Source organism: Xenorhabdus eapokensis (genome assembly GCF_001908105.1).
The window spans coordinates 72,079-94,341 of the sequence record NZ_MKGQ01000005.1 but is presented as its reverse complement, the minus strand read 5'-3'; the positions used below and the strand labels follow the sequence as shown (position 1 = coordinate 94,341).

Annotated in this window: 19 protein-coding genes; 5 read left to right on the top strand and 14 right to left on the bottom strand. The window is 44.4% G+C overall.

Features of this window, described 5'->3' with window-relative positions:
- Positions 1–20: 20 nt before the first annotated feature.
- From nusB to queA, 11 genes are all read right to left on the bottom strand, one after another.
- Entirely contained in the window at positions 21–437 is a 417-nt protein-coding gene (nusB, locus tag Xedl_RS05630; protein WP_074022847.1) for a transcription antitermination factor NusB, read from the bottom strand.
- Between the two features lie 29 nt (positions 438–466).
- A complete protein-coding gene (ribH, locus tag Xedl_RS05625) occupies positions 467–937 on the bottom strand; it encodes a 6,7-dimethyl-8-ribityllumazine synthase (RefSeq protein WP_074021384.1) in 471 nt (156 codons plus the stop codon).
- 87 nt (positions 938–1,024) lie between these two features.
- Positions 1,025–2,131 carry a bifunctional diaminohydroxyphosphoribosylaminopyrimidine deaminase/5-amino-6-(5-phosphoribosylamino)uracil reductase RibD gene (gene ribD / locus Xedl_RS05620; RefSeq protein WP_074022846.1) on the bottom strand — a complete coding sequence of 369 codons (1,107 nt, stop codon included), beginning with the start codon at positions 2,129–2,131 and terminating at the stop codon, positions 1,025–1,027.
- A 21-nt stretch (positions 2,132–2,152) separates the two neighbouring features.
- On the bottom strand, positions 2,153–2,602 hold the full coding sequence (gene nrdR / locus Xedl_RS05615; protein WP_074022845.1) for a transcriptional regulator NrdR: 450 nt from the start codon (positions 2,600–2,602) through the stop codon (positions 2,153–2,155).
- A 122-nt stretch (positions 2,603–2,724) separates the two neighbouring features.
- Entirely contained in the window at positions 2,725–3,693 is a 969-nt protein-coding gene (gene secF, locus Xedl_RS05610) for a protein translocase subunit SecF (protein ID WP_074022844.1), read from the bottom strand.
- 10 nt (positions 3,694–3,703) lie between these two features.
- On the bottom strand, positions 3,704–5,551 hold the full coding sequence (gene secD / locus Xedl_RS05605; RefSeq protein ID WP_074022843.1) for a protein translocase subunit SecD: 1,848 nt from the start codon (positions 5,549–5,551) through the stop codon (positions 3,704–3,706).
- Positions 5,552–5,579: 28 nt separating this feature from the next.
- Positions 5,580–5,918, bottom strand: a complete 339-nt coding sequence (gene yajC / locus Xedl_RS05600; RefSeq protein ID WP_074021392.1) for a preprotein translocase subunit YajC — start codon at positions 5,916–5,918, stop codon at positions 5,580–5,582.
- A 139-nt stretch (positions 5,919–6,057) separates the two neighbouring features.
- A complete protein-coding gene (gene tgt / locus Xedl_RS05595) occupies positions 6,058–7,182 on the bottom strand; it encodes a tRNA guanosine(34) transglycosylase Tgt (RefSeq protein WP_074022842.1) in 1,125 nt (374 codons plus the stop codon).
- A 247-nt stretch (positions 7,183–7,429) separates the two neighbouring features.
- The gene (locus tag Xedl_RS05590) at positions 7,430–7,783 is read right to left on the bottom strand and encodes a hypothetical protein (RefSeq protein WP_074022841.1); all 354 of its coding nucleotides are present in this window, start codon (positions 7,781–7,783) and stop codon (positions 7,430–7,432) included.
- Positions 7,780–8,082, bottom strand: a complete 303-nt coding sequence (locus tag Xedl_RS05585) for a hypothetical protein (RefSeq protein WP_074022840.1) — start codon at positions 8,080–8,082, stop codon at positions 7,780–7,782. Before Xedl_RS05585 ends, Xedl_RS05590 begins: the two co-directional genes overlap by 4 nt.
- 378 nt (positions 8,083–8,460) lie before the next feature.
- Complete coding sequence (gene queA / locus Xedl_RS05580) at positions 8,461–9,534, bottom strand: tRNA preQ1(34) S-adenosylmethionine ribosyltransferase-isomerase QueA (RefSeq protein WP_074022839.1); 1,074 nt, start codon at positions 9,532–9,534, stop codon at positions 8,461–8,463.
- 119 nt (positions 9,535–9,653) lie between these two features.
- On the opposite strand from queA, the gene Xedl_RS05575 reads away from it, so the two are divergent.
- The 3 genes from Xedl_RS05575 to ggt all read left to right on the top strand — a co-directional run bounded on the left by Xedl_RS05575 (position 9,654) and on the right by ggt (position 13,001).
- On the top strand, positions 9,654–10,241 hold the full coding sequence (locus Xedl_RS05575) for an acyl carrier protein phosphodiesterase (protein ID WP_074022838.1): 588 nt from the start codon (positions 9,654–9,656) through the stop codon (positions 10,239–10,241).
- Between the two features lie 197 nt (positions 10,242–10,438).
- The gene (locus Xedl_RS05570) at positions 10,439–11,041 is read left to right on the top strand and encodes a peroxiredoxin C (RefSeq protein ID WP_074022837.1); all 603 of its coding nucleotides are present in this window, start codon (positions 10,439–10,441) and stop codon (positions 11,039–11,041) included.
- Between the two features lie 199 nt (positions 11,042–11,240).
- Entirely contained in the window at positions 11,241–13,001 is a 1,761-nt protein-coding gene (gene ggt / locus Xedl_RS05565) for a gamma-glutamyltransferase (RefSeq protein ID WP_074022836.1), read from the top strand.
- Between the two features lie 102 nt (positions 13,002–13,103).
- Here the strand turns inward: ggt and brnQ are convergent, their stop codons facing one another.
- The 3 genes from brnQ to phoB all read right to left on the bottom strand — a co-directional run bounded on the left by brnQ (position 13,104) and on the right by phoB (position 16,820).
- The gene (gene brnQ, locus Xedl_RS05560; protein ID WP_074022835.1) at positions 13,104–14,444 is read right to left on the bottom strand and encodes a branched-chain amino acid transport system II carrier protein; all 1,341 of its coding nucleotides are present in this window, start codon (positions 14,442–14,444) and stop codon (positions 13,104–13,106) included.
- Positions 14,445–14,800: 356 nt separating this feature from the next.
- Entirely contained in the window at positions 14,801–16,111 is a 1,311-nt protein-coding gene (gene phoR, locus Xedl_RS05550) for a phosphate regulon sensor histidine kinase PhoR (RefSeq protein ID WP_074022834.1), read from the bottom strand.
- Between the two features lie 19 nt (positions 16,112–16,130).
- On the bottom strand, positions 16,131–16,820 hold the full coding sequence (gene phoB, locus Xedl_RS05545; protein ID WP_074022833.1) for a phosphate regulon transcriptional regulator PhoB: 690 nt from the start codon (positions 16,818–16,820) through the stop codon (positions 16,131–16,133).
- Between the two features lie 292 nt (positions 16,821–17,112).
- On the opposite strand from phoB, the gene sbcD reads away from it, so the two are divergent.
- Positions 17,113–18,330: an exonuclease subunit SbcD gene (gene sbcD / locus Xedl_RS05540; RefSeq protein ID WP_074022832.1), complete on the top strand. Its 1,218-nt coding sequence runs from the start codon at positions 17,113–17,115 to the stop codon at positions 18,328–18,330.
- A 17-nt stretch (positions 18,331–18,347) separates the two neighbouring features.
- Positions 18,348–22,028, top strand: a complete 3,681-nt coding sequence (locus Xedl_RS05535; protein WP_074022831.1) for an SbcC/MukB-like Walker B domain-containing protein — start codon at positions 18,348–18,350, stop codon at positions 22,026–22,028.
- Positions 22,029–22,263: the final 235 nt, after the last annotated feature.

Here is a 22,263-nt window from a genome sequence, read left to right as displayed (position 1 = left end):
GGGGAACTCCTGGCAAGCAATCACTTTTTCTTACGTGCTGCCGGGCCAGCTTTATCCAACACCCCATTCACGAATTTATGACTATCTTCAGCACCAAATATTTTTGCCAGTTCGATGCCTTCATTAATAGCCACTTTGTAGGGAACATCATCACGAAAGCTTAGTTCAAACATCGCAACGCGCAAAATGGCTTTTTCTACCTGACCTAACTCTTCGAGCTGACGGGAAAGATAAGGCGCCATCAAAGCATCCAATTTTGTAGCATTGACTGCTACCCCAGACAGCAATTCACGAAAATAGGTGACATCAGCACCGGATACGTCCTGCTCTGACAGAAACTGCAGTTCAACATCAGCAATGCTGTTTTTGGATAATTGCCATGAATAAATTGCCTGAACAGCACACTCACGAGCACGACGACGAGCAGCAGGTTTCACAAAATTCCCCTTAATTAAAACTAAAAAATTCAGCCTTTAATGGCTTTGATTACATTAATCATTTCCAATGCGGTCAAGGCAGCTTCCGCACCTTTATTGCCCGCTTTAGTCCCAGCGCGTTCAATCGCCTGTTCAATATTTTCTGTTGTCAGAACACCCAATGTAACAGGAATATTGCTGGACATTGCCACGCTGGACAAGCCTGAGCTACATTCACCGGCAACATATTCAAAGTGGGCTGTTCCGCCACGGATAACCGTACCTAAAGCAATAACCGCATCATATTTTCGGGATTCAGCCAGCGCTTTGACCGTCAATGGCAATTCATAAGCACCCGGCACCCATACTACGGTGATATTGTCCGAAGAAACCTGACCGATACGTTCTAACGCATCAACGGCTCCTTCCAGCAGGCTGTCATTAATGAAGTTGTTAAAGCGGGCAACAGCAATGGCAATGCGAGCTTCAGGAGCTGCAACAACACCTTTGATTACGTTCATAGCCTTCCTTATATCTTATTAAGATCCGCAGGGGGGCGGATCTTATCACATTATTTTTGATTTAGGGCAATCCCAAAATCAAAACACCTAGTTCGGCCGTAAGCGAAGACGTACATCAGGGCCAATCTGTTGAACATCAAACAGAGAAAATTCAGGGGCATCCGATAATTTTTGCAATTCAGGAATATCGAACAATCCACGGGCACTATTTCCCAATATCTTAGGCGCGATATACAGGATTAATTCATCGACTAACCCTAGCGACAATAAAGCCCCAGCTAAGGCAGGGCCGCATTCCGCCCAAACAGAATTTATCTGGCGCTTACCAAGTTGCATCATCAGCAACACTAAATCAACACCGTCACCATACGCTGGCAAGAAAATCTGTTCGCTATTATCAGGCCATTTTTGCTGATCTTGCTTAGTACGTGCTAGCCAACATTCCCCTGGTTGCTGTACGACCTGATGCTGTGGAGTGACGCGATTTTGGCTATCCGTAATAATACGGATGGGTTGGCGGAGCAATTCTTGCGGATAAATCGCTTGTGTTTCAGCATCCAGTTCATGCCAGCGAACCGTCAGAGAAGGATCATCTGCCAATACCGTTGCGCTGGAGCTCAAAATAGCACTGCACTGCGCCCGTAGTTTCTGCACATCTTGACGGGCTTCAGGTGAGGTAATCCACTTGCTTTCCCCCGATGCCAATGCAGTTCGACCGTCCAATGATGCACCTAGTTTCAATTGCAGGTACGGGAACCCTGTACGCATACGTTTCAGAAAACCCTTATTCAAGGATTCCGCCTGTTCCATCATCAAACCATGTTCAACGGCAATTCCAGCTTGCTGCAATTTATACAAGCCACGTCCAGCCACTTGAGGATTGGGATCTTGCATCGCTACCACAACTCGGCTTAAGCCGGCGGCAATCAAAGCATCAGCACAAGGGGGAGTTTTACCGTGATGACTGCACGGTTCAAGAGTAACGTAAGCGGTAGCACCTTGAGCTTTTTCACCGGCCATACGCAGAGCATGAACTTCTGCGTGAGGTTCGCCCGCCCGTGCATGAAAACCTTCCCCGATTATCTGCCCATCCTTAACGATGACGCAACCTACATTCGGATTTGGCGATGTGGTAAAACGCCCCTGAAACGCCAGCTCCAGCGCTCTGGACATATATATTTCATCAAGTGTCATAGTGTTTAGTCTTGCTCGTGGTTAGTCTTGCAATCTGGCAATCTCTTCACCGAATTCGCGAACATCTTCAAAGCTGCGATAAACAGATGCAAAACGAATATAAGCCACTTTATCCAGTTTTTTCAGCGCATCCATGACAAAATTTCCGATCATTTTGGCCGGAATTTCGCGCTCTCCTGTTGCCCGTACCTGTGACTTAATATGGTTAATTGCTGTTTCTACATCATCAGAGCTGACAGGGCGCTTTTCCAGTGCTTTCTGCATTCCACGACGCAATTTTTCTTCGTCGAAAGGCTCTCGAATGTCATCACTTTTAATGACTCGTGGCATCACCAGCTCTGCAACTTCAAACGTAGTGAAGCGTTCATGACATTCCAGGCACTGACGGCGACGGCGCACTTGTGAGCCATCCCCTACCAGACGGGAATCAATAACTTTAGTATCAACGGCTGCGCAAAATGGGCAATGCATATCGTTTCCTGACAGTTAACCGAAGGGATAACAGTGTACCTTGAAGTGGTGACGAAAAACACCCTGTCAGTAAGTACTCACAGGGTGTTTAAGCGATATCAGTGCTCGATCAGGCAAAATAATTAAGGAAGAATGGAGGGCTGATCTGCCCCTTCTTTCTCAACCTTCTGCTGGATCAAATGTTCACGCTTCATACCTAATTTCAAAGCCAGTGCAGAAGCAACATAAATAGAAGAGACTGTACCGATAGAAACACCGATTAACATGACCAGTGAGAAACCTTTCAGCATTTCACCACCAAAAATGTATAGCATCAATACAACCAACAATGTGGTGGCTGAAGTCATGATGGTACGGCTCAAGGTCTGGGTTAAAGAAATGTTGGTGATTTCATACGACGTACCACGGCGTATCTTACGGAAGTTCTCACGAATACGATCCGACACAACGATGCTATCGTTCAATGAGTAGCCAATAACGGACATCAACGACGCAACAATAGTCAGGTCAATTTCGATATGGAACAACGACAGGATACCCAGCGTAATAAGCACGTCATGCGCAAGCGCAATAACAGCCCCCAATGCCAGACGCCACTCAAAGCGGAAACCGACATAAATCAGGATACAGATCAATGCAACCAATAACGCCATCGCTCCGGTCTGTGCCAATTCGTTTCCGACACTTGGACCAACAAACTCTACACGTTTAACTGTGGCATCTTTATCAATATCCTGGTTAATTACCGAGATAATTTTATTGCCAAGCTCTTGCCCTGCATTACCTTCCACAGGTGGCATACGAACCATCACATCACGGCTGCTGCCAAAATTTTGCAAAAGTGGATCAGCAAAACCATGCTGGCTCAGGCTTTCACGCATTTTGTCCAGATCCGCAGGTTTACTCAACTTCACCTCAATGACTGTACCACCGGTAAAATCAAGCCCCCAGTTAAACCCACGAGTGCCTATCATAATGATGGAAGCAATCAACAGCAGGAACGAAATCCCAAAGGCAACGTTGTCCCAGCGCATAAAGTCGATAACTTTACGCCCATAGTTTAATTGTTCAACAGTATAATCCTGTGCCACAACGTGCTCCTTAAATTGACAACTTATTGATACGCTTGCCACCGTACAGCAAGTTCACGATTGCACGTGTTCCCACAATAGCAGTGAACATTGAAGTCGCCACACCAATACTGGTAGTGATCGCGAAGCCCTTGATCGAGCCAGTACCCACTGCATACAAAATAATGGCAGTAATCAGCGTAGTCAGGTTTGCGTCGATGATACTGGAAAACGCCCCTTTATAGCCTTCATGAATTGCCTGCTGTACCGTACGGCCATTGCGCAACTCTTCTTTGATACGTTCGTTGATCAATACATTCGCATCGACGGCGACGGCAAGCGTCAAGACGATACCCGCAATTCCTGGCATGGTCAGCGTCGCCCCTGGCAACAGGGACATAATACCGACGATCAGCACCAAGTTAGCCAGCAACGCAGAACTCGCAATCAGACCAAACTTGCGGTAGTAAATCACCATAAATACGATAGAAGCAATCAAGCCCCACAAACACGCTGCAAGTCCCTGCTCAATATTCTGCAAGCCCAGAGTTGGCCCAATCGTACGCTCTTCCACAATCTGGATTGGCGCAATCAACGCCCCCGCCCGCAGTAACAGGGATAACTGACGAGCTTCAGCCGGATTGCTAATGCCTGTAATACGGAAACTGTTACCTAAGCGTGCCTGAATCGTGGCAATGTTGATAACTTCTTCTTGCTTAACCAAAATCGCCCGCCCGTTGGCATCTTTCTTGCCGCTGTCCTTATATTCCACAAACAGCGTTGCCATCGGCTTGTGCAGGTTATCTTTGGTGAAATTAGACATCGCTGTGCCACCGGCGCTATCCAGGGAAATATTCACCTGTGGATAACCATTCTCATCAGCACTGGAAGTCGAATCAGTAATATGATCACCCGTCAGAATAACGCGCTTGTACAGCACAACCGGATTGCCATCACGGGTTTCTTTCACTTCTGAATCAGCCGGAATACGGCCATATTGCACGACATTTTGGTCAACATTGGCATTGACCAGACGGAATTCCAATGTTGCGGTTGCACCGAGGATTTCTTTCGCACGGGCAGTATCCTGAATACCAGGCAGTTCAACCACAATGCGGTCTGCACCCTGGCGTTGAACCAGAGGTTCTGCAACCCCCAATTGGTTAACACGATTACGCAAGATAGTAATGTTCTGCTGTACCGCATAAGAACGGGCTTCACGCAGACGTTCATCACTCATCACCACTTTCAGCGTGCTGTTGGCTTCATTAGAGAACACCAAATCACGGTGACGAGGTTCAAGATAACTTTCCGCTTTAGAACGTGCATCGTCATCACGGAAACGAACTTCGACGCCATAATTATCCGTTTTGCGGATAGTCGAATAAGGGATGCCTTGATCACGCAGTTCAGAACGCAGGCCATCAATATTCTGTTCCTGCAATTTGCCCAGCGCGGTTTCCATATCCACTTCCATCAAGAAGTGAACACCACCACGCAGGTCAAGCCCCAGTTTCATCGGTTCAGCGGCGATTGCCCTTAACCAGACAGGCGTTGCCGGCGCGAGGTTTAATGCCACAACATACTGTTCACCCAGTGCAGAAACCAACGCTTCACGCGCACGAAGCTGCACATCAGTGCTACTGAAACGAGCAAGAATTGCGCCATTTTCCAATGCAATGGACTTGCTCTTGATTTGATCTTTTTCTAAAACATTACGGACTTGGTCCAGCGTTTTTTCACTGGCGGCGATGCCTCGCGCGCCAGTGATTTGTACAGCCGGATCCTCACCATAAAGGTTGGGAAGTGCATAAAGCAAACCGATGAGGATCGCAGCGATCAGCATCAGATACTTCCACAAAGGATAACGGTTCAACACGGCAGTTCCCTTCGGGAAAATCGGAAAATTAAATAGCTTTCATTGTACCTTTCGGCAAAATGGCAGCAACGAAGTCACGTTTGACAGTTATTTCTGTGGTGTCATTCAAGGCAATAACAACATAACCGGTATCAGACACTTTAGAGACACGACCCACCAAACCACCAGAAGTCAGTACTTCATCCCCTTTGGAGATGGAATCCATCAGTTTTTTATGTTCTTTGGTGCGTTTTTGTTGTGGACGCAGGATCATGAAATAGAAAATCAAACCGAAAACAACCAGCATGATAATCAGAGAATATGGGCTTCCCTGAGCTTGTGCTGATGCACCAGTAGCTGCCGCCGCTTCAGAAATAAAAAAACTCATCAAATTTCCCTCATTGTTATCGAAAATATGACTGCCGAAAACATTGCTGTTGAAAACATAGCTATTGAAAATCGACAGTGGCTCGATCAAAAACCAGCCCAATATGCTACACATATTGAGACTGATTAGTCACGATAAATTATATATTTAACGGCGGAACGGGTTTACCGATCTGCTGATAAAACGTTTCAACAAACTGTGCCAGTTTGCCTTCTTCAATGGCCTGACGAATTCCAGCCATCAAACGCTGATAATACCTTAAATTATGTATCGTATTCAGCCTTGCACCAAGAATTTCGTTACAACGATCAAGGTGATGGAGGTATGCCCGACTATAATTGCGGCAAGTATAGCAGTCACAATGCTCATCCAACGGAGAAATATCTTCTTTATGTTTGGCGTTGCGGATTTTGATAACCCCTTCGGTCACAAACAGATGACCATTGCGAGCGTTACGTGTTGGCATCACACAGTCAAACATATCGATACCACGACGAACACCTTCAACCAGATCTTCCGGCTTGCCGACGCCCATCAAATAACGAGGCTTATCCTGTGGGATCTGAGGGCAAACATGTTCCAGAATACGGTGCATATCTTCTTTAGGTTCACCGACAGCCAGTCCCCCTACAGCGTAGCCATCAAAGCCGATTTCCACCAGCCCTTTTATGGAAACATCGCGCAAATCTTCGTAAACACTGCCCTGAATAATGCCAAACAAGGCATTTTTATTGCCCAGCTCATTAAACCGTTGACGACTGCGGGCAGCCCAGCGCAATGACATTTCCATGGAACGCTTCGCATAATCCCAATCAGCAGGATATGGCGTACATTCATCAAAAATCATGACAATATCGGAACCCAAGTCATATTGGATTTCCATGGATTTTTCCGGGCTGAGAAACACAGGCGTTCCATTAATTGGGTTACGGAAGTGAACCCCTTCTTCCTTGATTTTACGCATGGCGCCGAGGCTGAAAACCTGAAAACCGCCAGAATCGGTCAGAATAGGGCCGTGCCACTGCATAAAATCATGCAGGTCACCATGCAATTTCATGATTTCCTGTCCCGGACGCAACCAAAGGTGGAAAGTATTCCCCAACAGGATTTGCGCCCCTGTTTCTTTCACCTCTTCCGGCGTCATGCCTTTTACCGTGCCGTAAGTTCCCACGGGCATAAATGCCGGGGTTTCCACAACGCCACGATCAAAAATCAGACGACCACGACGGGCATTCCCATCCGTCTTTTGTAACTCAAATTTCACTTAACCTCCAGACATCAGAAAGACAGTCTGATGCTTGACATAAAATGATGCATTCTAAACACTAATGATGCCACTGTACACGCCAGCCTTGTGATATACAGTATGTCAATTTCTATAATTTAACCTTGCTCTTGGGCACGAACCTGCGTCACATTCCACTCCGAACTTTCGCATAAAAAAACCGCAGTTAAGCGGCGTTAGAAATGAGAAACCCGCGCGAGCGGGTCGGGTTAACTATTTATGTCTGTTAAGCGACCTTATGGCGCTTATTTGCTGATTTTCTTTTTTCATTTTTCATCGCCTTGCTGTGAGCTTCTGTCAGTATCTGTTTTTTCTCACTATTAACAAAACGATTTAAAACCTGCCGGATTAACGGCTGATAACCTAATCCATTAAGATCAGCTATCATTTTCAGGTCTTCTATCAGAGACTTATTTAACCTGATTGAAATTGGCTGTAAGTCTAGTGCCTCATTAATCAGTTCTTCCGTGATATCATCAGATACTTTAACGTGAGCCTCACTGCAACCAAGCTCACCGCTTTCCCATGCCTCATCAGTAGAAGCTATCAGGTTTGTTCGCTTATCAGTTTGTCTGCTCATTTCTCTGTTCCTAGGCCGTATTTTCTGTAAATTCTCAATTCATCTTCGTTAGGTGCGTAGGCTGTTCTTATAGCTACCCCCTTATCAGGGTAATAAATAAAGACTACCTTTAATTTAACACCGTAATCAGTTTCAGATATAAACCACTTAGTTGGCGGGTCGGTTTTGTTGTCTTCTCTTGTATCCTCAAGAAAACGCCCAACCCGATTAGAAAAACACTGGCGTATATCCTCTTCATTAACAGGTGGATTCTTACCTGCTAACTTCAATCTGATATTTGATGATATTAAGAACTTCATATGACAGCGTCTTTAACCTATGGTTAATTTGTATATACAAAATACACCACAAAATAGTTCAAAGCAACTCAAACAGACTCATGAACAACTAGTTAATACATTGTAATTAATAGATAAAATAAATCATAATTACAATTTTTTGTATATACAAATTATCTGAGGAATCCCATAGGTAAGTATAAAACTGTGAAGCAGTAGATGTCCTGTTTAGGTTTAGCCAAATATAGCGGCGCTGTCACATTCTTGGCACAGCCCGATAATTATGGCAGCCAGCAACAGCATTTAAGGCTAGTAACTGGCTGAAATGAAAAGAATTTTGATTTTAAAATCTTTTATTGCAAAGCACTTAATTTATATCGGCACCGTTTCTTCTGGTATTCACTCTTCTGATACCCGCTCTTTTACTGCCATTTTATTGCGATTAATAAACATGGCATCACCATAACTAAAAAAGCGATATTTTTCTGCTACCGCTTCTTTGTAGGCATTCATGGTATTCTTATAGCCGGCAAACGCAGAAACCAGCATGATCAGTGTGGATTCAGGCAGATGGAAATTGGTGATCAGTGCATCTACAACCTGATATTCAAATCCAGGATAGATGAAGATTTGGGTATCATCGAAAAATGGTGCGATCATCCCATCCTGACAAGCTCTCGCGGCACTTTCCAGTGAACGGACTGATGTTGTTCCTACAGCAATAACCCTGTTGCCACGCGCTTTACATGCCAGTACTGCATCCACGACATCCTGTGGCACTTCCGCATATTCAGCATGCATCACATGATCTTCGATGGTTTCCACTCGTACAGGCTGAAAAGTACCAGCACCAACGTGCAGGGTGACAAAGGCCATTTCAATGCCTTTTTCACGCAAGGCAGCTAACAGAGGTTCATCAAAGTGTAATCCAGCAGTCGGTGCTGCCACTGCGCCTGGGCGTTCATTATAAACTGTCTGATATAGCTCGCGATCCGCAGCTTCATCAGGACGAGCGATATAAGGTGGCAAAGGCATATGACCAATTTGCTCCAAAATGGTCAATACATCACGCTCATCATCAAAACGGATTTCGAACAACGTATCATGACGCGCCAGCATCGTTGCCTTAATGTCCTGAGTTTCGCCAAGGATCAGTTCCGTGCCTTCTTTCGGAGCCTTGGAAGCACGAACGTGAGCAAGCACTCGCTTATCATCCAACATCCTTTCGACTAAAACTTCCAACTTTCCCCCCGTCGCCTTACGGCCAAACAGGCGCGCAGGGATAACGCGGGTATTATTAAAAACCAGCAGATCACCAGCTTCCAACTTATCCAGCACATCAGTAAAAACACCGTGCGTTAGATTGCCTGTTTCACCATCAAGGGAAAGCAAGCGGCAAGCACTTCGTTGTGGCTGGGGATAGTGAGCAATCAGCTCTTCTGGCAGTTCAAATGTAAAATCAGCGACACGCATTTTATCTGTATCATTCAAAAAAAACAGGCGGACTAGTCTAGTGCTGCAAGCGCAAGGGTGCAACAAAGAAGCATCGGGTTTAACTATTTGCGGTGCGCTCTTTACTGTATACTCTCACTATGAATTTTCTCGCACACCTTCATTTAGCTGCATTAGCAGAAAGTTCCTTATTGGGGAATTTAATGGCGGATTTCGTCCGCGGCTCTCCAGAAGGCGCATTCAGTTCTGACATTGTAGCGGGTATCCGTATGCATCGTCGGGTAGACAGCCTGACGGACAAGCACCCACTTGTCATGGAAGCACGCAAATTATTTCGCCCCCAATATCGACGCGTTGCCCCCATTACCCTTGATATTATCTGGGATCATTTTCTTTCTCAGCATTGGGGCAAGTTTGAAGCAAATTACTCCCTGCCCGAATTTGTCAATTTTGCCCGCAACAATATAGAACCGCATCTCGCTTCAACTCCTGAAAAATTTCAGGAATTGAATAACTACCTCTGGTCGCAGAACTTACTCATCCGTTATGCCGATATGTCATGCATCGCCAATGTCCTGCAAAACATGGCTCGCAGACGGCCAAAATTATCCGCACTGGCGGACTCGTATCAGGATATAGAAAATCATTACCTTGATTTTGAAATACTATTTTGCCAGTTCTACCCAGAAATGATGACATTAGCCTCAAATAAGTGTTTGCTTGAGTAGCAATGTCTTGGACTTTTCATAACTTGAATTTTTCATAAATAGTCTTATCTTATGTAGTCTAAAAGGAATTAAAAACAGTTTATTGATAGGTAAAATCTATTATAACGATTGGTATTTTATCCTTTATTGCTATACCCTAATTCCTTATGCTGTAACCCGTTTTTACATAACATCTTTTAAAATCACAGGAGTCAATTATGGTTTTAGTCACCCGCCAAGCCCCTGACTTTACGGCTGCCGCAGTTCTCGGTAACGGTGAAATTGTTAATAACTTCAATCTGAAAAAACACCTGAATGGCCGTCCTGCTGTTATTTTCTTCTGGCCAATGGATTTCACTTTCGTCTGCCCTTCTGAGCTGATTGCTTTTGATCATCGCTATGAAGAATTTCAGAAACGTGGTGTTGAAATTGTTGGTGTATCCTTCGACTCTGAATTCGTTCACAACGCATGGCGTAAAACCCCAATCAACGAAGGCGGTATCGGCGAAGTCAAATACCCAATGGTTGCTGACATTAAACGTGACATCATGAAAGCTTACGGCATTGAGCATCCAGAAGCTGGCGTTGCTCTGCGTGGTTCTTTCTTGATTGACAAAAATGGTGTTGTTCGTCATCAAGTGGTTAACGATCTGCCACTCGGCCGTAACATTGATGAAATGCTGCGTATGGTTGACGCTCTGCAATTCCATGAAGAACACGGCGAAGTTTGTCCTGCACAATGGGCAAAAGGCGAAGAAGGTATGGGCGCTTCACCTGAAGGCGTAGCAAAATACCTGACCAAAAACGCTGACAAGCTGTAATCCCATTAGGATTCAATTAATTCATAACATAATGTTATGAATTATTCCAAACCAGCCGCTCAATCGGCTGGTTTTTTACTTTCAAAAATCCTGAGCTTTAGATAAGGTGAGTTACGCATTAGAAACATAAATATTACACAAGCGCAACTCTGTTAACAGTTGACCAGTGATAACTGGTCTATCCTCAGGAGAACAACACATGTTCAAAGCATGGAAAATTCCACTTATCGCCGTAACCCTACTGATTTCTACCCCACTTTATTCGGCCACTGAGCCTGCTGTTGAAGCCAAACAAGGTATGGTTGTCAGTTCACAATACCTTGCTTCCCAAGCTGGCATAGACATTCTCAAAATGGGCGGGAACGCTATTGATGCTGCGGTTGCCGTTGGATATGCCCAGGCAGTGGTTAATCCCTGCTGCGGTAATATTGGTGGTGGTGGTTTTATGACTATCCACCTCGCCAATGGAAAAAATACTTTCATTAATTTCCGTGAAACCGCCCCTGCCGCAGCCAGCGCTGATATGTATCTGGATAAAGATGGAAATGTTATCAAAGGTGCCAGCCTGTATGGTTATAAAGCGATTGGTGTACCGGGTACAGTGATGGGATTTGAAGAGGCATTGAAAAAGTACGGCACATTAACTCGCGAACAAGTCATGGCGCCAGCCATCAAACTGGCGCGCGAAGGCTATATTCTGACCCGTGGCGATACCGACATTCTGGACACCACAGTGAAGCGTTTCGCTCAAGATCCAGAAGCTGCCCGTATTTTTCTGCGTAAGGATGGCACACGATTCGAACCAGGGGACAGGCTTATCCAAACCGATTTAGCCAACACACTGGACATGATTGCCAAACACGGGCCTGATGCTTTTTATCACGGCAAAATTCCCCAATTAGTTGAAAAAGCATCAAAAAAAGCAGGCGGAATTATTACCGCAACGGATTTTGCCAATTACCACATTACGGAAACAGCTCCCATCACCTGTAGTTACCGCGGCTACAAATTTATCTCGTCTCCGCCGCCAAGCTCCGGTGGTGTTACATTATGCGAGATATTAAATATCATTGAAGGTTATGATCTTAAATCCATGGGATTCAACTCTGCGGCTTATATCCATACCTTGACAGAAGCCATGCGTCACGCCTATATGGATAGAAATACCTATCTGGGTGATCCGGCATTTATCCACAACCCACTTGATCGCCTGTTGAGCAAAAGCTACGCCGCATCCATCAAAAAAGAGATCCAACCTAACAAAGCCACACCATCGGTAGATGTTCAACCGGGCATTGGCTTCCATGAAAAACCAGAAACCACCCACTACTCTGTGGTAGATAAAAAAGGCAATGCAGTATCCACCACTTACACCATCAATGGACGCTTTGGTGCTGTTGTGATTGCGCCAGGAACAGGTTTTTTCCTTAACGATGAGATGGACGACTTCACAACTAAAGTCGGTGAGAAAAACTTGTACGGGCTAGTACAAGGTGCAACCAACTCAATCGCTTCTGGTAAGCGCCCACTATCATCAATGAGTCCAACACTTGTGACCAAAGATGGTAAAATCTTCCTGATCTTAGGTTCTCCTGGAGGCTCACGCATTATCTCCATCACACTACAAACGGCTCTAAATATCATTGATTTCAATATGCCACCACAAGAAGCTGTCAACAGCCCACGATTCCACCATCAATGGCTACCTGACGAAGTCTATTATGAGCAGCGAGGACTGTCGAAAGACACCTTGAATTTACTGGAAAAAATGGGCTACAAAATGGTGGAACAGACCCCTTGGGGAGCAACAGAATTAATCATGATTGGATTACCGGGTGCCGCCGGTGTCACTACTGATTCCTCTGGTAATGATTCAGCCGTATCGGATATTGTCCGTGAAGGCTACCTCTACGGCTCTAATGATGTACGGCGACCTGCGGGTGCTGCTATTGGTTATTAATCCAGAACATAGCAACAAAAAAGGTGAGCAGTTTTCAGCGGCTCACCCTTTTATCATCTAATAACACATTGACATCATGTGCATCATAAACAAACTTTCTTCCTACTTCTCTTCAGGCTGCACTTCATACTTTGGGAGCTTTACGCTTCCTACGATGCGATCATAAATGGCGCACACAACAATCGTCAGAACAGTAGGCAGTAACCAAGCCAAACCTTGATCCGCCAACGGCAGATGCTTCGCCCACTCAGGTAGTAAATGGGATAAGTACTCAGAAACTTTTATTGCATCCAAAATCCCAAACAACAAACTGATAGACATGGCAGGAGCCAAAATCCGTGTGCTGTTATTCCACCAGCGGATTGTAAAGTTCAACAATATCAGCACGATACAGGGTGGGTAAATTGCCGTCAGTACTGGAATTGAGAACTTAATCAAGTGGCTTAAGCCCATGTTAGAAACCAACATGGAAAATGTACCTAAAATCAGCACCAGAGCACGATAGGATAATGGCAGATAACGGCTGAAAAATTCAGAGCAAGCACAAGTCAAACCGACAGCCGTCACCATACAGGCAACGAAAATCAGTAGCGCGAGAAAGAAGCTGCCGTAGTTACCAAAAATATTTTGGACATAGGCATGCAAAATTACAGCACCATTCTCTGCTGTAGGCACTAATGTGCCACTACCTTCCCCAAGTTTAAACAAAGAGAGATACACCAGCGTCAAGCCAAAGCCAGCAATCAAGCCAGCCCACATGGCATAACGCGTCAACAGAGAAGAGGCTTCAACCCCTCTGGAACGGGCTGCATTGACAATAACAATACCGAATACCATTGCGGCTAGTGTATCCATTGTCAAATAGCCATTGACAAAGCCATTTGAGAACGGAATTTCCCGATAAGTTTCAATAGCAGGAACAGGGCCACCTGCCGGCCACAACACTGCTGCAATTCCCAAAATGGCTAACGCCACGATTTTGATTGGAGCCAATATATGACCAACACTATCCAGTAGTTTGCCCGGATATAATGAAATCAGTACCACGAGTGCAAAATAGATCACACTATAGATAAATAGAGGAAAATCACCTGTTCCGGTAAGTGGTGCAATCCCCACCTCAAAAGAAACCGTTGCGGTTCTGGGGGTTGCAAACAGGGGGCCGACAGCTAGATAGCAGACCGTTGCCAGAACCAAACCCGCAGTTTTTCCAATCGGTGTACTAAGGGCTTCAATGCCTCCACCCACTTTTGCCAAAGCAATGACAGTAATGACTGGCAAGCCAACAGCAGTTAGCAAAAAGCCGGCTGCTGAGATCCAAACGTTCTCTCCTGCCTGTAAACCAACCATAGGCGGAAAAATAATATTTCCCGCCCCAACAAACAAGGCAAAGGTCATAAAGCCTAATGCCCAAATATCCTTAGATGATAAACGGTATGCCATAATGATTATTAATGTATTTTTGCCAAAAGAAATGCATCTACGACAGTAACTATCGCAAGCACTTGAATTTTCACTGGCGAGACCGGATTCTGATTTAACAGTCAGTGAGCAACATAATATTCACTGATAATCGCAAGATACAGAATGATGGTAGTAATAACAGCTAGAATCGCCAACAACTGCCCCCAAGTAAAACTTTTATAGCGCTAAAAGGCAAGCGTAAAACCAAAAACCAGAACAATATCCTAAACTGGTTTTTAAAATCAGTTATTATTGTTATCTATCATTGAATACACACTATATGATTTGTGTATTTTTCTGCTCATGCGCATTTTTTGTTCATGACGATGAATAACTCATTTTGTCATGAAACTATTTTTGGCAGAAGCAATAAGCCGAGACGCCAATAAAAAGCTAAAAACTGAACCCTTTCCTAAAGTACTCGCAATATCAAGATGAGTATTGTAGTGATGCAATGCATGTTTCACTATCGCCAAACCTAACCCATTTCCCCCAGTTTGACGTGAGCGCGCCCGATCGACGCGATAAAAACGTTCTGTCAGACGTGGTAAATGTTCCGCGCTAATCCCACCACCATTATCTTTCACTTTGAACAGTGCGCCCTGGGAAACATGTCGCCAATTCACCTCAATCCTTGTGCCCGGAGGGGTATGTCTGATGGCATTATAAACAAGGTTAGACATTGCACTGCGCAGTTGTTCTTCATTACCAAACACATTTAGCGTTTCATCAATATCAAACACTATATCGTACTGCTCATTTCCCAAGGTCAACACTTCTCGTTGCAATATTTTCAACATATTGGGAACATCCACAACTTCATTCATGTCGACTTGTGGCCCCCCTTCGATTCTGGAAAGATGCATCAGTTGCTGCACCAGGCCATCCATTCTTCGTATTTGTTCCCGCATCGTACCGATGACTTTCTGGTTCACCTTATTGCCGAACGCCTGATCCTCCATCATTTCCAGATAACCTTGCAGTACAGTGAGAGGGGTTTTGAGTTCATGACTCACATTGGCAAAAAAATCCCGTCGGGCATTTTCCAACAGTCGTTTTTGGGTGATATCACGCACGACCATCAATAATTGCTTCTCAGAATAAGGCATAATGCGGAATTCCATCATATTGCCATTATTCAATTCGATGGACAGAGGGTGGGAAAAATCATTCGCTGTGATATAACGGCTGAAATCAGGATAGCGGAGCAGGTTAAAAATATGCTGACCATGATCCTCAGGCCAGCGGAACCCCAGTAAATGTTGCGCCAGACGATTACACCAAAAAATGTTGCCTTCCGTGGTCATTATCACAATAGCATCCGGCAATGATTCAGCCCCACTACGAAAGCGTTTGATGAGTAATGCGAGTTCACGACGCCGTTTGCGATTGCGTTGCTGCATCTGGTAAATACCATAAAAGATAGGTTCCCAACCACCACGACCGACTGGCGGTAACATATTGCGATCCAACCATAACCAATCGGATAATTTCAGCAAATTGTAACCATGCCATACCAGCGTCAAAAACAGTGCGATAACCAGCAACCATGCCAAGTGGCCGATAAAAAGAGACAAGATGACAGCGGGCAAGCAAAAAAGTACAAGCCCCCATACCAACTTTTTCCAAGATAAACGCTCAAGCACGTGACCTTACTCCAAACAGTTAATAGCGGGTAGAAAAACGATAACCTGTACCACGCACTGTTTGTACCATCTTAGCGTGATCCCCTATTTCCAACGCCTTACGTAAGCGTCGGATATGTACATCAACCGTGCGATCTTCCACATAAACATTAGTTCCCCACACATAATTAAGTAACTGTTCACGACTATAAACACGTTCAGGATGAGTCATAAAAAAGTGGAGAAGTTTGAATTCCGTTGGCCCCATGTCCAAATCGTGTCCCTGACTGGAAACGCGGTGAGATGATGGTTCCAGAATCAATCCATCTATATCAATAATGTCTTCCGACTCTATAGGTAAAATACGCCGCAAAACAGCCTTAATCCGAGCAATCAATTCTTTAGGTGAAAACGGCTTCGTTATATAATCATCAGCACCAACATCTAAACCACGTATCCGATCTTCTTCTTCCACACGAGCCGTGACCATAATGACGGGGATCGCCTTAACGTTATTATCCCGCTTCATTTGCCGGATCAGTTGTATCCCTGAACCTCCAGGCAACATCCAATCCAATAATATCAAATCAGGATAAGGCTCAGATAAACGCCTTATTGCTGTATCGTAATCTTCGGCTTCAATGGCTTCATAACCGTTTTGTTCCAGTGCAAAACAAACCATTTCACGGATCGGTGCTTCATCTTCAACTACCAAAATGCGTTTAACCATGATCAATCCCGTTAATATCATTAAGGCTAGTGACTTTCACTGAAAATATTATGAGTCAATTTTATGACACTTTTATGAAACTTCTTATCTCTCAATTAACAAGATACAAACTACTTCCCAAAGAAAATCCTGCATCTTTGTCATATTTCATTAAAGATGCAAACCAGCTCGAAAATTCTGTAAATAATGCTGAATTACACAGGACAACCCTTACGCTGCCATTATAATTAGCACCTGCAACAGGCGAGAAGTAACGGGATAGAAAAACAACTAGGGCAACGGCGGGAAAATCATGCGAATTATTCATACATCTGACTGGCATCTTGGCCAATATTTCTTTACTAAAAGCCGCGCCGCTGAACATAAACATTTTTTGCAATGGCTGATTGAAAAGATCGTACAGCATCAAGTTGACGCCCTCATTATTGCCGGCGATATTTTTGATACAGGCTCCCCACCCAGCTACGCACGCGAACTTTATAACAAATTCATTGTGGCACTACAGCCCACAGGCTGCCAACTTGTTATTCTCGGTGGAAACCATGATTCTGTTGCCACACTCAATGAATCTAAATCCCTTCTCTCTTATCTGAATACCACGGTGATTGCTAATGCTGAAACCGAGGATATAGCACAGCAGATAAAGATCCTAAATAACAGAGATAACAATGCAGGAGCGATTCTCTGTGCTATTCCCTATCTGCGTCCACGAGATATCATGACCAGCCAAGCGGGGCAATCTGGTACACAAAAACAGCAGGCGCTCCAGGATGCCATCACCGAACATTACCACAATCTCTACCAGCAAGCCTGTGCATTACGAGAGCAGCTCGGACAGCCATTACCGATTATTGCTACAGGTCACCTCACTACGGTCGGGGCTTCTACTACAGATTCCGTTCGCGATATTTACATTGGCACATTAGAGGCCTTCCCTGCACAATCTTTCCCCCCTGCTGACTATATTGCACTAGGGCATATCCACCGCCCGCAAATTATCGGTAAATCAGAGCATATCCGCTATAGCGGCTCCCCTATTCCGCTCAGTTTTGATGAAGTGGGACAAGAAAAAAGCGTCTGCTTAGTGGATTTTAAATCAGGCAAACTCGATAACATCACACTTTTACCGATCCCATATTATCAACCTATGCAACTTATTCGTGGTAATTTGAAACAAATCGCAGAGCAATTACAATCTTTCAAGGAATATCAAGGAGAGCGCCCAGTCTGGCTGGATATTGAAGTCGCAACCCAAGATTATTTGCCCGATATCCAAAAACGCATCCAGGCTCTAAGTGAAGGTCTGCCGGTTGAGATTATTCTGCTACGCCGCAGCAAAAGTGCTCGCCAACTGTCATTGTCTGAACAAAATAAAGAAACACTTACCGAGCTAAGTGTAGATGAAGTCTTTGAGCGTCGTTTGGCGTTGGCTGCAATCGATGACCCCGCGCAAAAACAACGTCTGACCACCCTGTTTAAACAAACGCTGGATGATATTTCTCAGCAATAACATGAAGAGAACATGCCATGAAAATTCTTAGTTTACGGCTGAAAAATATCAATTCTCTGCAAGGTGAATGGAAAATTGATTTTACGGCAGAACCATTTGCCAGTAATGGATTATTTGCCATTATCGGCCCAACTGGTGCAGGAAAAACCTCCTTATTGGATGCTCTTTGCCTCGCCCTTTATCATGAAACACCAAGGCTCAACACCATTTCTGCCTCACAAAATGAGTTAATGACCCGTCATACCGCAGAGTGCCTTGCTGAAGTAGAGTTTGAAGTTAAAGGCATTGCTTATCGGGCATTTTGGAGTCAGCGCCGTGCTCGTAACCAAGCAAATGGCAAACTCCAACCCCCAAAAGGAGAATTGGCCCTCAAAAAAGGGGGGGGAATCCTGGCTGATAAAATTCCAGAAAAAAAAGAAAAAATTGCCGAAATAACTGGACTGGATTTCAGCCGTTTTACCAAATCCATGCTTTTGTCGCAGGGAAATTTTGCCGCATTTTTAAATGCACAAGATAAAGATCGGGCAGATCTACTGGAAGAGCTAACCGGTACAGAAATTTACGGCATTCTGTCCCAGGAAATTTACCAGCGCCATAAAGAGGCACAATCTGAACTGAACATTCAGCAAGCTAAAGTCTCTTCCATTGAATTACTCACACCAGAGCAACAACAGGCATACCAGAATCAACAACAACAGCTTATTGCAGAAGAAACCCTATTCAGCCAACAAGTGAAGGCATTACAAACAGCCGAGCAGTGGTTGTTGCGGCAGAATGAACTACAGCAATCACTGGTCAGCAATACTTCACTTTTGCAACAGACTGAGCAAGCTATTCAAGAAGCACAACCTCAATTGCAACAACTTGCTGCCGGCGAGCCAGCAGAAAAAATCCGTCCATTATGGGATGCGCAAAACCGCGCTTACCATGAAAAACAGAGGCTCGCGGAGCAACGCACAAAAATAGAGCATGAACGCCAACAACAACTTGAGATGCTGCAACCTGCCGAACAGCAACTAACACAGTTAGAAAATAGGCGGGAAGAGCATCAACAGCACCAAAATCAGCAAGAAAAGCTCATCTCAGAGCAAATTATGCCGCTCGAGCATAAAATTGATATTCAATCCAAAGATCTACTGAAACTTGAACAAGAAATCGCAGGACAAGACCGTGATCTCACAGACATTTTATCCCAGCACCAAGCCACACAGGAGCGAACGGAGGTCTTAAATAACGAACAAAAGGCGTTGGAATCCTACTATGAGCAGCACCCTTATTACCACAATTTGGACAGCAAACTACCAGAATGGAAGCAACTATTCACCCGTCAGAAAGAACGGCGAGAAAAAATAGACCAGCTTACCCAAAGCACCCAAAAAATTGGCTCAGAGCTTGCCCATACGACCGATTATTTACACAGATTGAATGCAGAATTGGCTAAACAGCAAGAACAGAGCCAAATACTGCGCAACAGCTTTACCGCTGCGGCAACCCAACTCACAACGTTGCAGCAAAAGCACCCATTAGAACAATTGCAGAAAAATCTAAAAAATTATCAGAAACAATTGGTATCACAGAACCAACTGGAGATCTTGCTTCCCCAGATCCAGCAGTTACAAACCGCGATCTCAACGGATCAAAACCAATTGATCCAATCTCAGGCACTGATAAAAGCCTTACCTGAGCAGATAGCAACCCTCAATCAACAATTGAAAGATAAACAGCAACATTATGACGATCTCACCAATCGAATTCGTTTGGAACAACGGATAGTCAGTCTGGAAAAAGAACGGGCACAATTAAAAGAAGGTGAATCTTGTCCGCTTTGCGGTTCAACCGACCACCCTTTAATCAACGAATACCAGAATATTGCCCTACCCCATTCAGAGGAGCGCCTGAAAACCCTGCGCCAACAGATTGAACAATTGCAAGAAAATCGTACAACCCTACAGCAAAAACAGCAGCTTCAACAGCAATATGGCGAACAATTGCAGCAAGATATTGCACAATACCATGCTAAATTGACGGAATTGGTTAAGCAATGGGAACACCATTGCCGGCAGTTACAGGCTACAACATTACCGATGGAGACAGAGACGGTTAATCACTTTATCAGTCAACGACAATCGGCTTATCACCAACACCAAGCTCAACAGGAAGCGTTATTACAGGCAGAGAAAAACCATCAAACCGCCGAAAAAGCAGTTGCTGCCAACCGAGAACAATACCAAGCCTGCGAAAAGAATATTGAACTGGAAAAGTTCAAACAGGATTCAGCTCAAAAACAATTGGCAGAAAAAACAGCAGAGGCTCAACAAATAGAAGCCGACTATGCGGCAACAACACAACAGTTAAACACGGAATTACAGCTAACCCCTTTTACACTTCCTGCTTCTCATGAAACAGAAAACTGGCTGCAACAGCGTGAACAAGAATTAAAAAACTACCATGATTCACGGGAGAAATGGCAGCAACTCCAAAAAGAACAAGCCGCCTTGCAAAGCAAACTGAGTGAACTAGACAAACAAAAAAATAAGCTCTCTACTCATCTTCATACTTTGAATGAACAACAACAGCGGCAAATGCAGCTATTGGAACAAACCCGTCAGGAACGTCAGCGATTATTTGGCGAAAAATCCATCATAGCCGTTCGTCAGGCTTTGCAACAAAAAACCCATGAATTGGAAATCGCCTACAAGCAGGCCGCTTCCCATCTGCAAACATTGCAAAACAAAATGAGCCAATTAATCGGCGCTGCCAGTGAAGTAGAAAAAAACCACACCGCAGCCGAAGCAAACTACAAACTTGCTATCAGCCATTTTCAAACAGGTTTAGAACAGCAAGGTTTTTCCGATCAATCATCCTTTGAACATGCCTTATTGGAACCAGAACAGCGGGAAAAATTACAACAATTACAAGAAAACCTTGAACAACAACAATTGCAAGCTAAAACACGGCTTCATGAATCAGAAGTAGCCTTACAGCGACATACAAAAACGCAGCCGCAGTTGCTTAATCAACATGAACCTCAACAACTATCCGCCATATTGACCGACGTTACGGCTAAGTTGAAGCAAAATAACCAACAACAAGGCGAAGTCAGAACCCTATTGAACAGTGATGCAACTCGTCGCCAACACCAACACGAGTTATTGGCACAGATCGCACTCTTACAACAAACATATGATGACTGGAGCTATCTCAATAATCTCATTGGCTCTGCCGACGGCGCTAAATTCCGCCGTTTTGCTCAAGGTCTGACCTTGGATCATCTCGTACATCTGGCAAATATCCGATTGGAAAAATTGCATGAACGCTACTACTTGCAACGCAAAGATGACGGCGGACTGGAATTACAAATCGTTGATACCTGGCAAGCGGATGCCATGAGGGATACCAAAACGCTTTCTGGAGGAGAAAGTTTCCTTGTCAGCCTTGCACTTGCACTTGCCTTGTCTGATTTAGTGAGTAACAAGACACAGATAGAATCCCTGTTTCTTGATGAAGGCTTTGGCACGCTTGATCCTGAAACTTTGGATATTGCTTTGGATGCCCTGGATCACCTTAATGCATCAGGAAAAACTATCGGAGTCATTAGTCATGTGGACGCATTAAAAGAGCGAATTCCTGTTCAGATCAAAGTGGAAAAAAAGAATGGATTGGGTTTCAGTCAATTAGCAGCAGAATTTCGGGTTTAAACACATCAATCAAGCAACAATTTGATCAATGTGTATATGATATTCAAAGTGGAAAGGGGGCTGCCCGTAAGGCACTGCAATAGATTATGGAGAGCCTGCTAAAAAGCAGGCTCTTAATTTAATAAATGATAAAGTCATCGGCATGTTCATTGAACGTGATTACTATATTTAACACAAATCAACGGATTGAGTACATGACCAAGAATTTAAATGAGCTTACTTTTCATTAAACCCG

Excerpts from the sequence above, each read along its gene's own strand:
- ribH (WP_074021384.1), bottom strand. The coding sequence starts at position 937 with ATGAACGTAATCAAAGGTGTTGTTGCAGCTCCTGAAGCTCGCATTGCC.
- ribD (WP_074022846.1), bottom strand. The coding sequence starts at position 2,131 with ATGACACTTGATGAAATATATATGTCCAGAGCGCTGGAGCTGGCGTTT.
- nrdR (WP_074022845.1), bottom strand. The coding sequence starts at position 2,602 with ATGCATTGCCCATTTTGCGCAGCCGTTGATACTAAAGTTATTGATTCC.
- yajC (WP_074021392.1), bottom strand. The coding sequence starts at position 5,918 with ATGAGTTTTTTTATTTCTGAAGCGGCGGCAGCTACTGGTGCATCAGCA.
- Xedl_RS05590 (WP_074022841.1), bottom strand. The coding sequence starts at position 7,783 with ATGAGCAGACAAACTGATAAGCGAACAAACCTGATAGCTTCTACTGAT.
- Xedl_RS05585 (WP_074022840.1), bottom strand. The coding sequence starts at position 8,082 with ATGAAGTTCTTAATATCATCAAATATCAGATTGAAGTTAGCAGGTAAG.
- queA (WP_074022839.1), bottom strand. The coding sequence starts at position 9,534 with ATGCGTGTCGCTGATTTTACATTTGAACTGCCAGAAGAGCTGATTGCT.
- Xedl_RS05575 (WP_074022838.1), top strand. The coding sequence starts at position 9,654 with ATGAATTTTCTCGCACACCTTCATTTAGCTGCATTAGCAGAAAGTTCC.
- Xedl_RS05570 (WP_074022837.1), top strand. The coding sequence starts at position 10,439 with ATGGTTTTAGTCACCCGCCAAGCCCCTGACTTTACGGCTGCCGCAGTT.
- ggt (WP_074022836.1), top strand. The coding sequence starts at position 11,241 with ATGTTCAAAGCATGGAAAATTCCACTTATCGCCGTAACCCTACTGATT.
- brnQ (WP_074022835.1), bottom strand. The coding sequence starts at position 14,444 with ATGGCATACCGTTTATCATCTAAGGATATTTGGGCATTAGGCTTTATG.
- phoB (WP_074022833.1), bottom strand. The coding sequence starts at position 16,820 with ATGGTTAAACGCATTTTGGTAGTTGAAGATGAAGCACCGATCCGTGAA.
- sbcD (WP_074022832.1), top strand. The coding sequence starts at position 17,113 with ATGCGAATTATTCATACATCTGACTGGCATCTTGGCCAATATTTCTTT.
- Xedl_RS05535 (WP_074022831.1), top strand. The coding sequence starts at position 18,348 with ATGAAAATTCTTAGTTTACGGCTGAAAAATATCAATTCTCTGCAAGGT.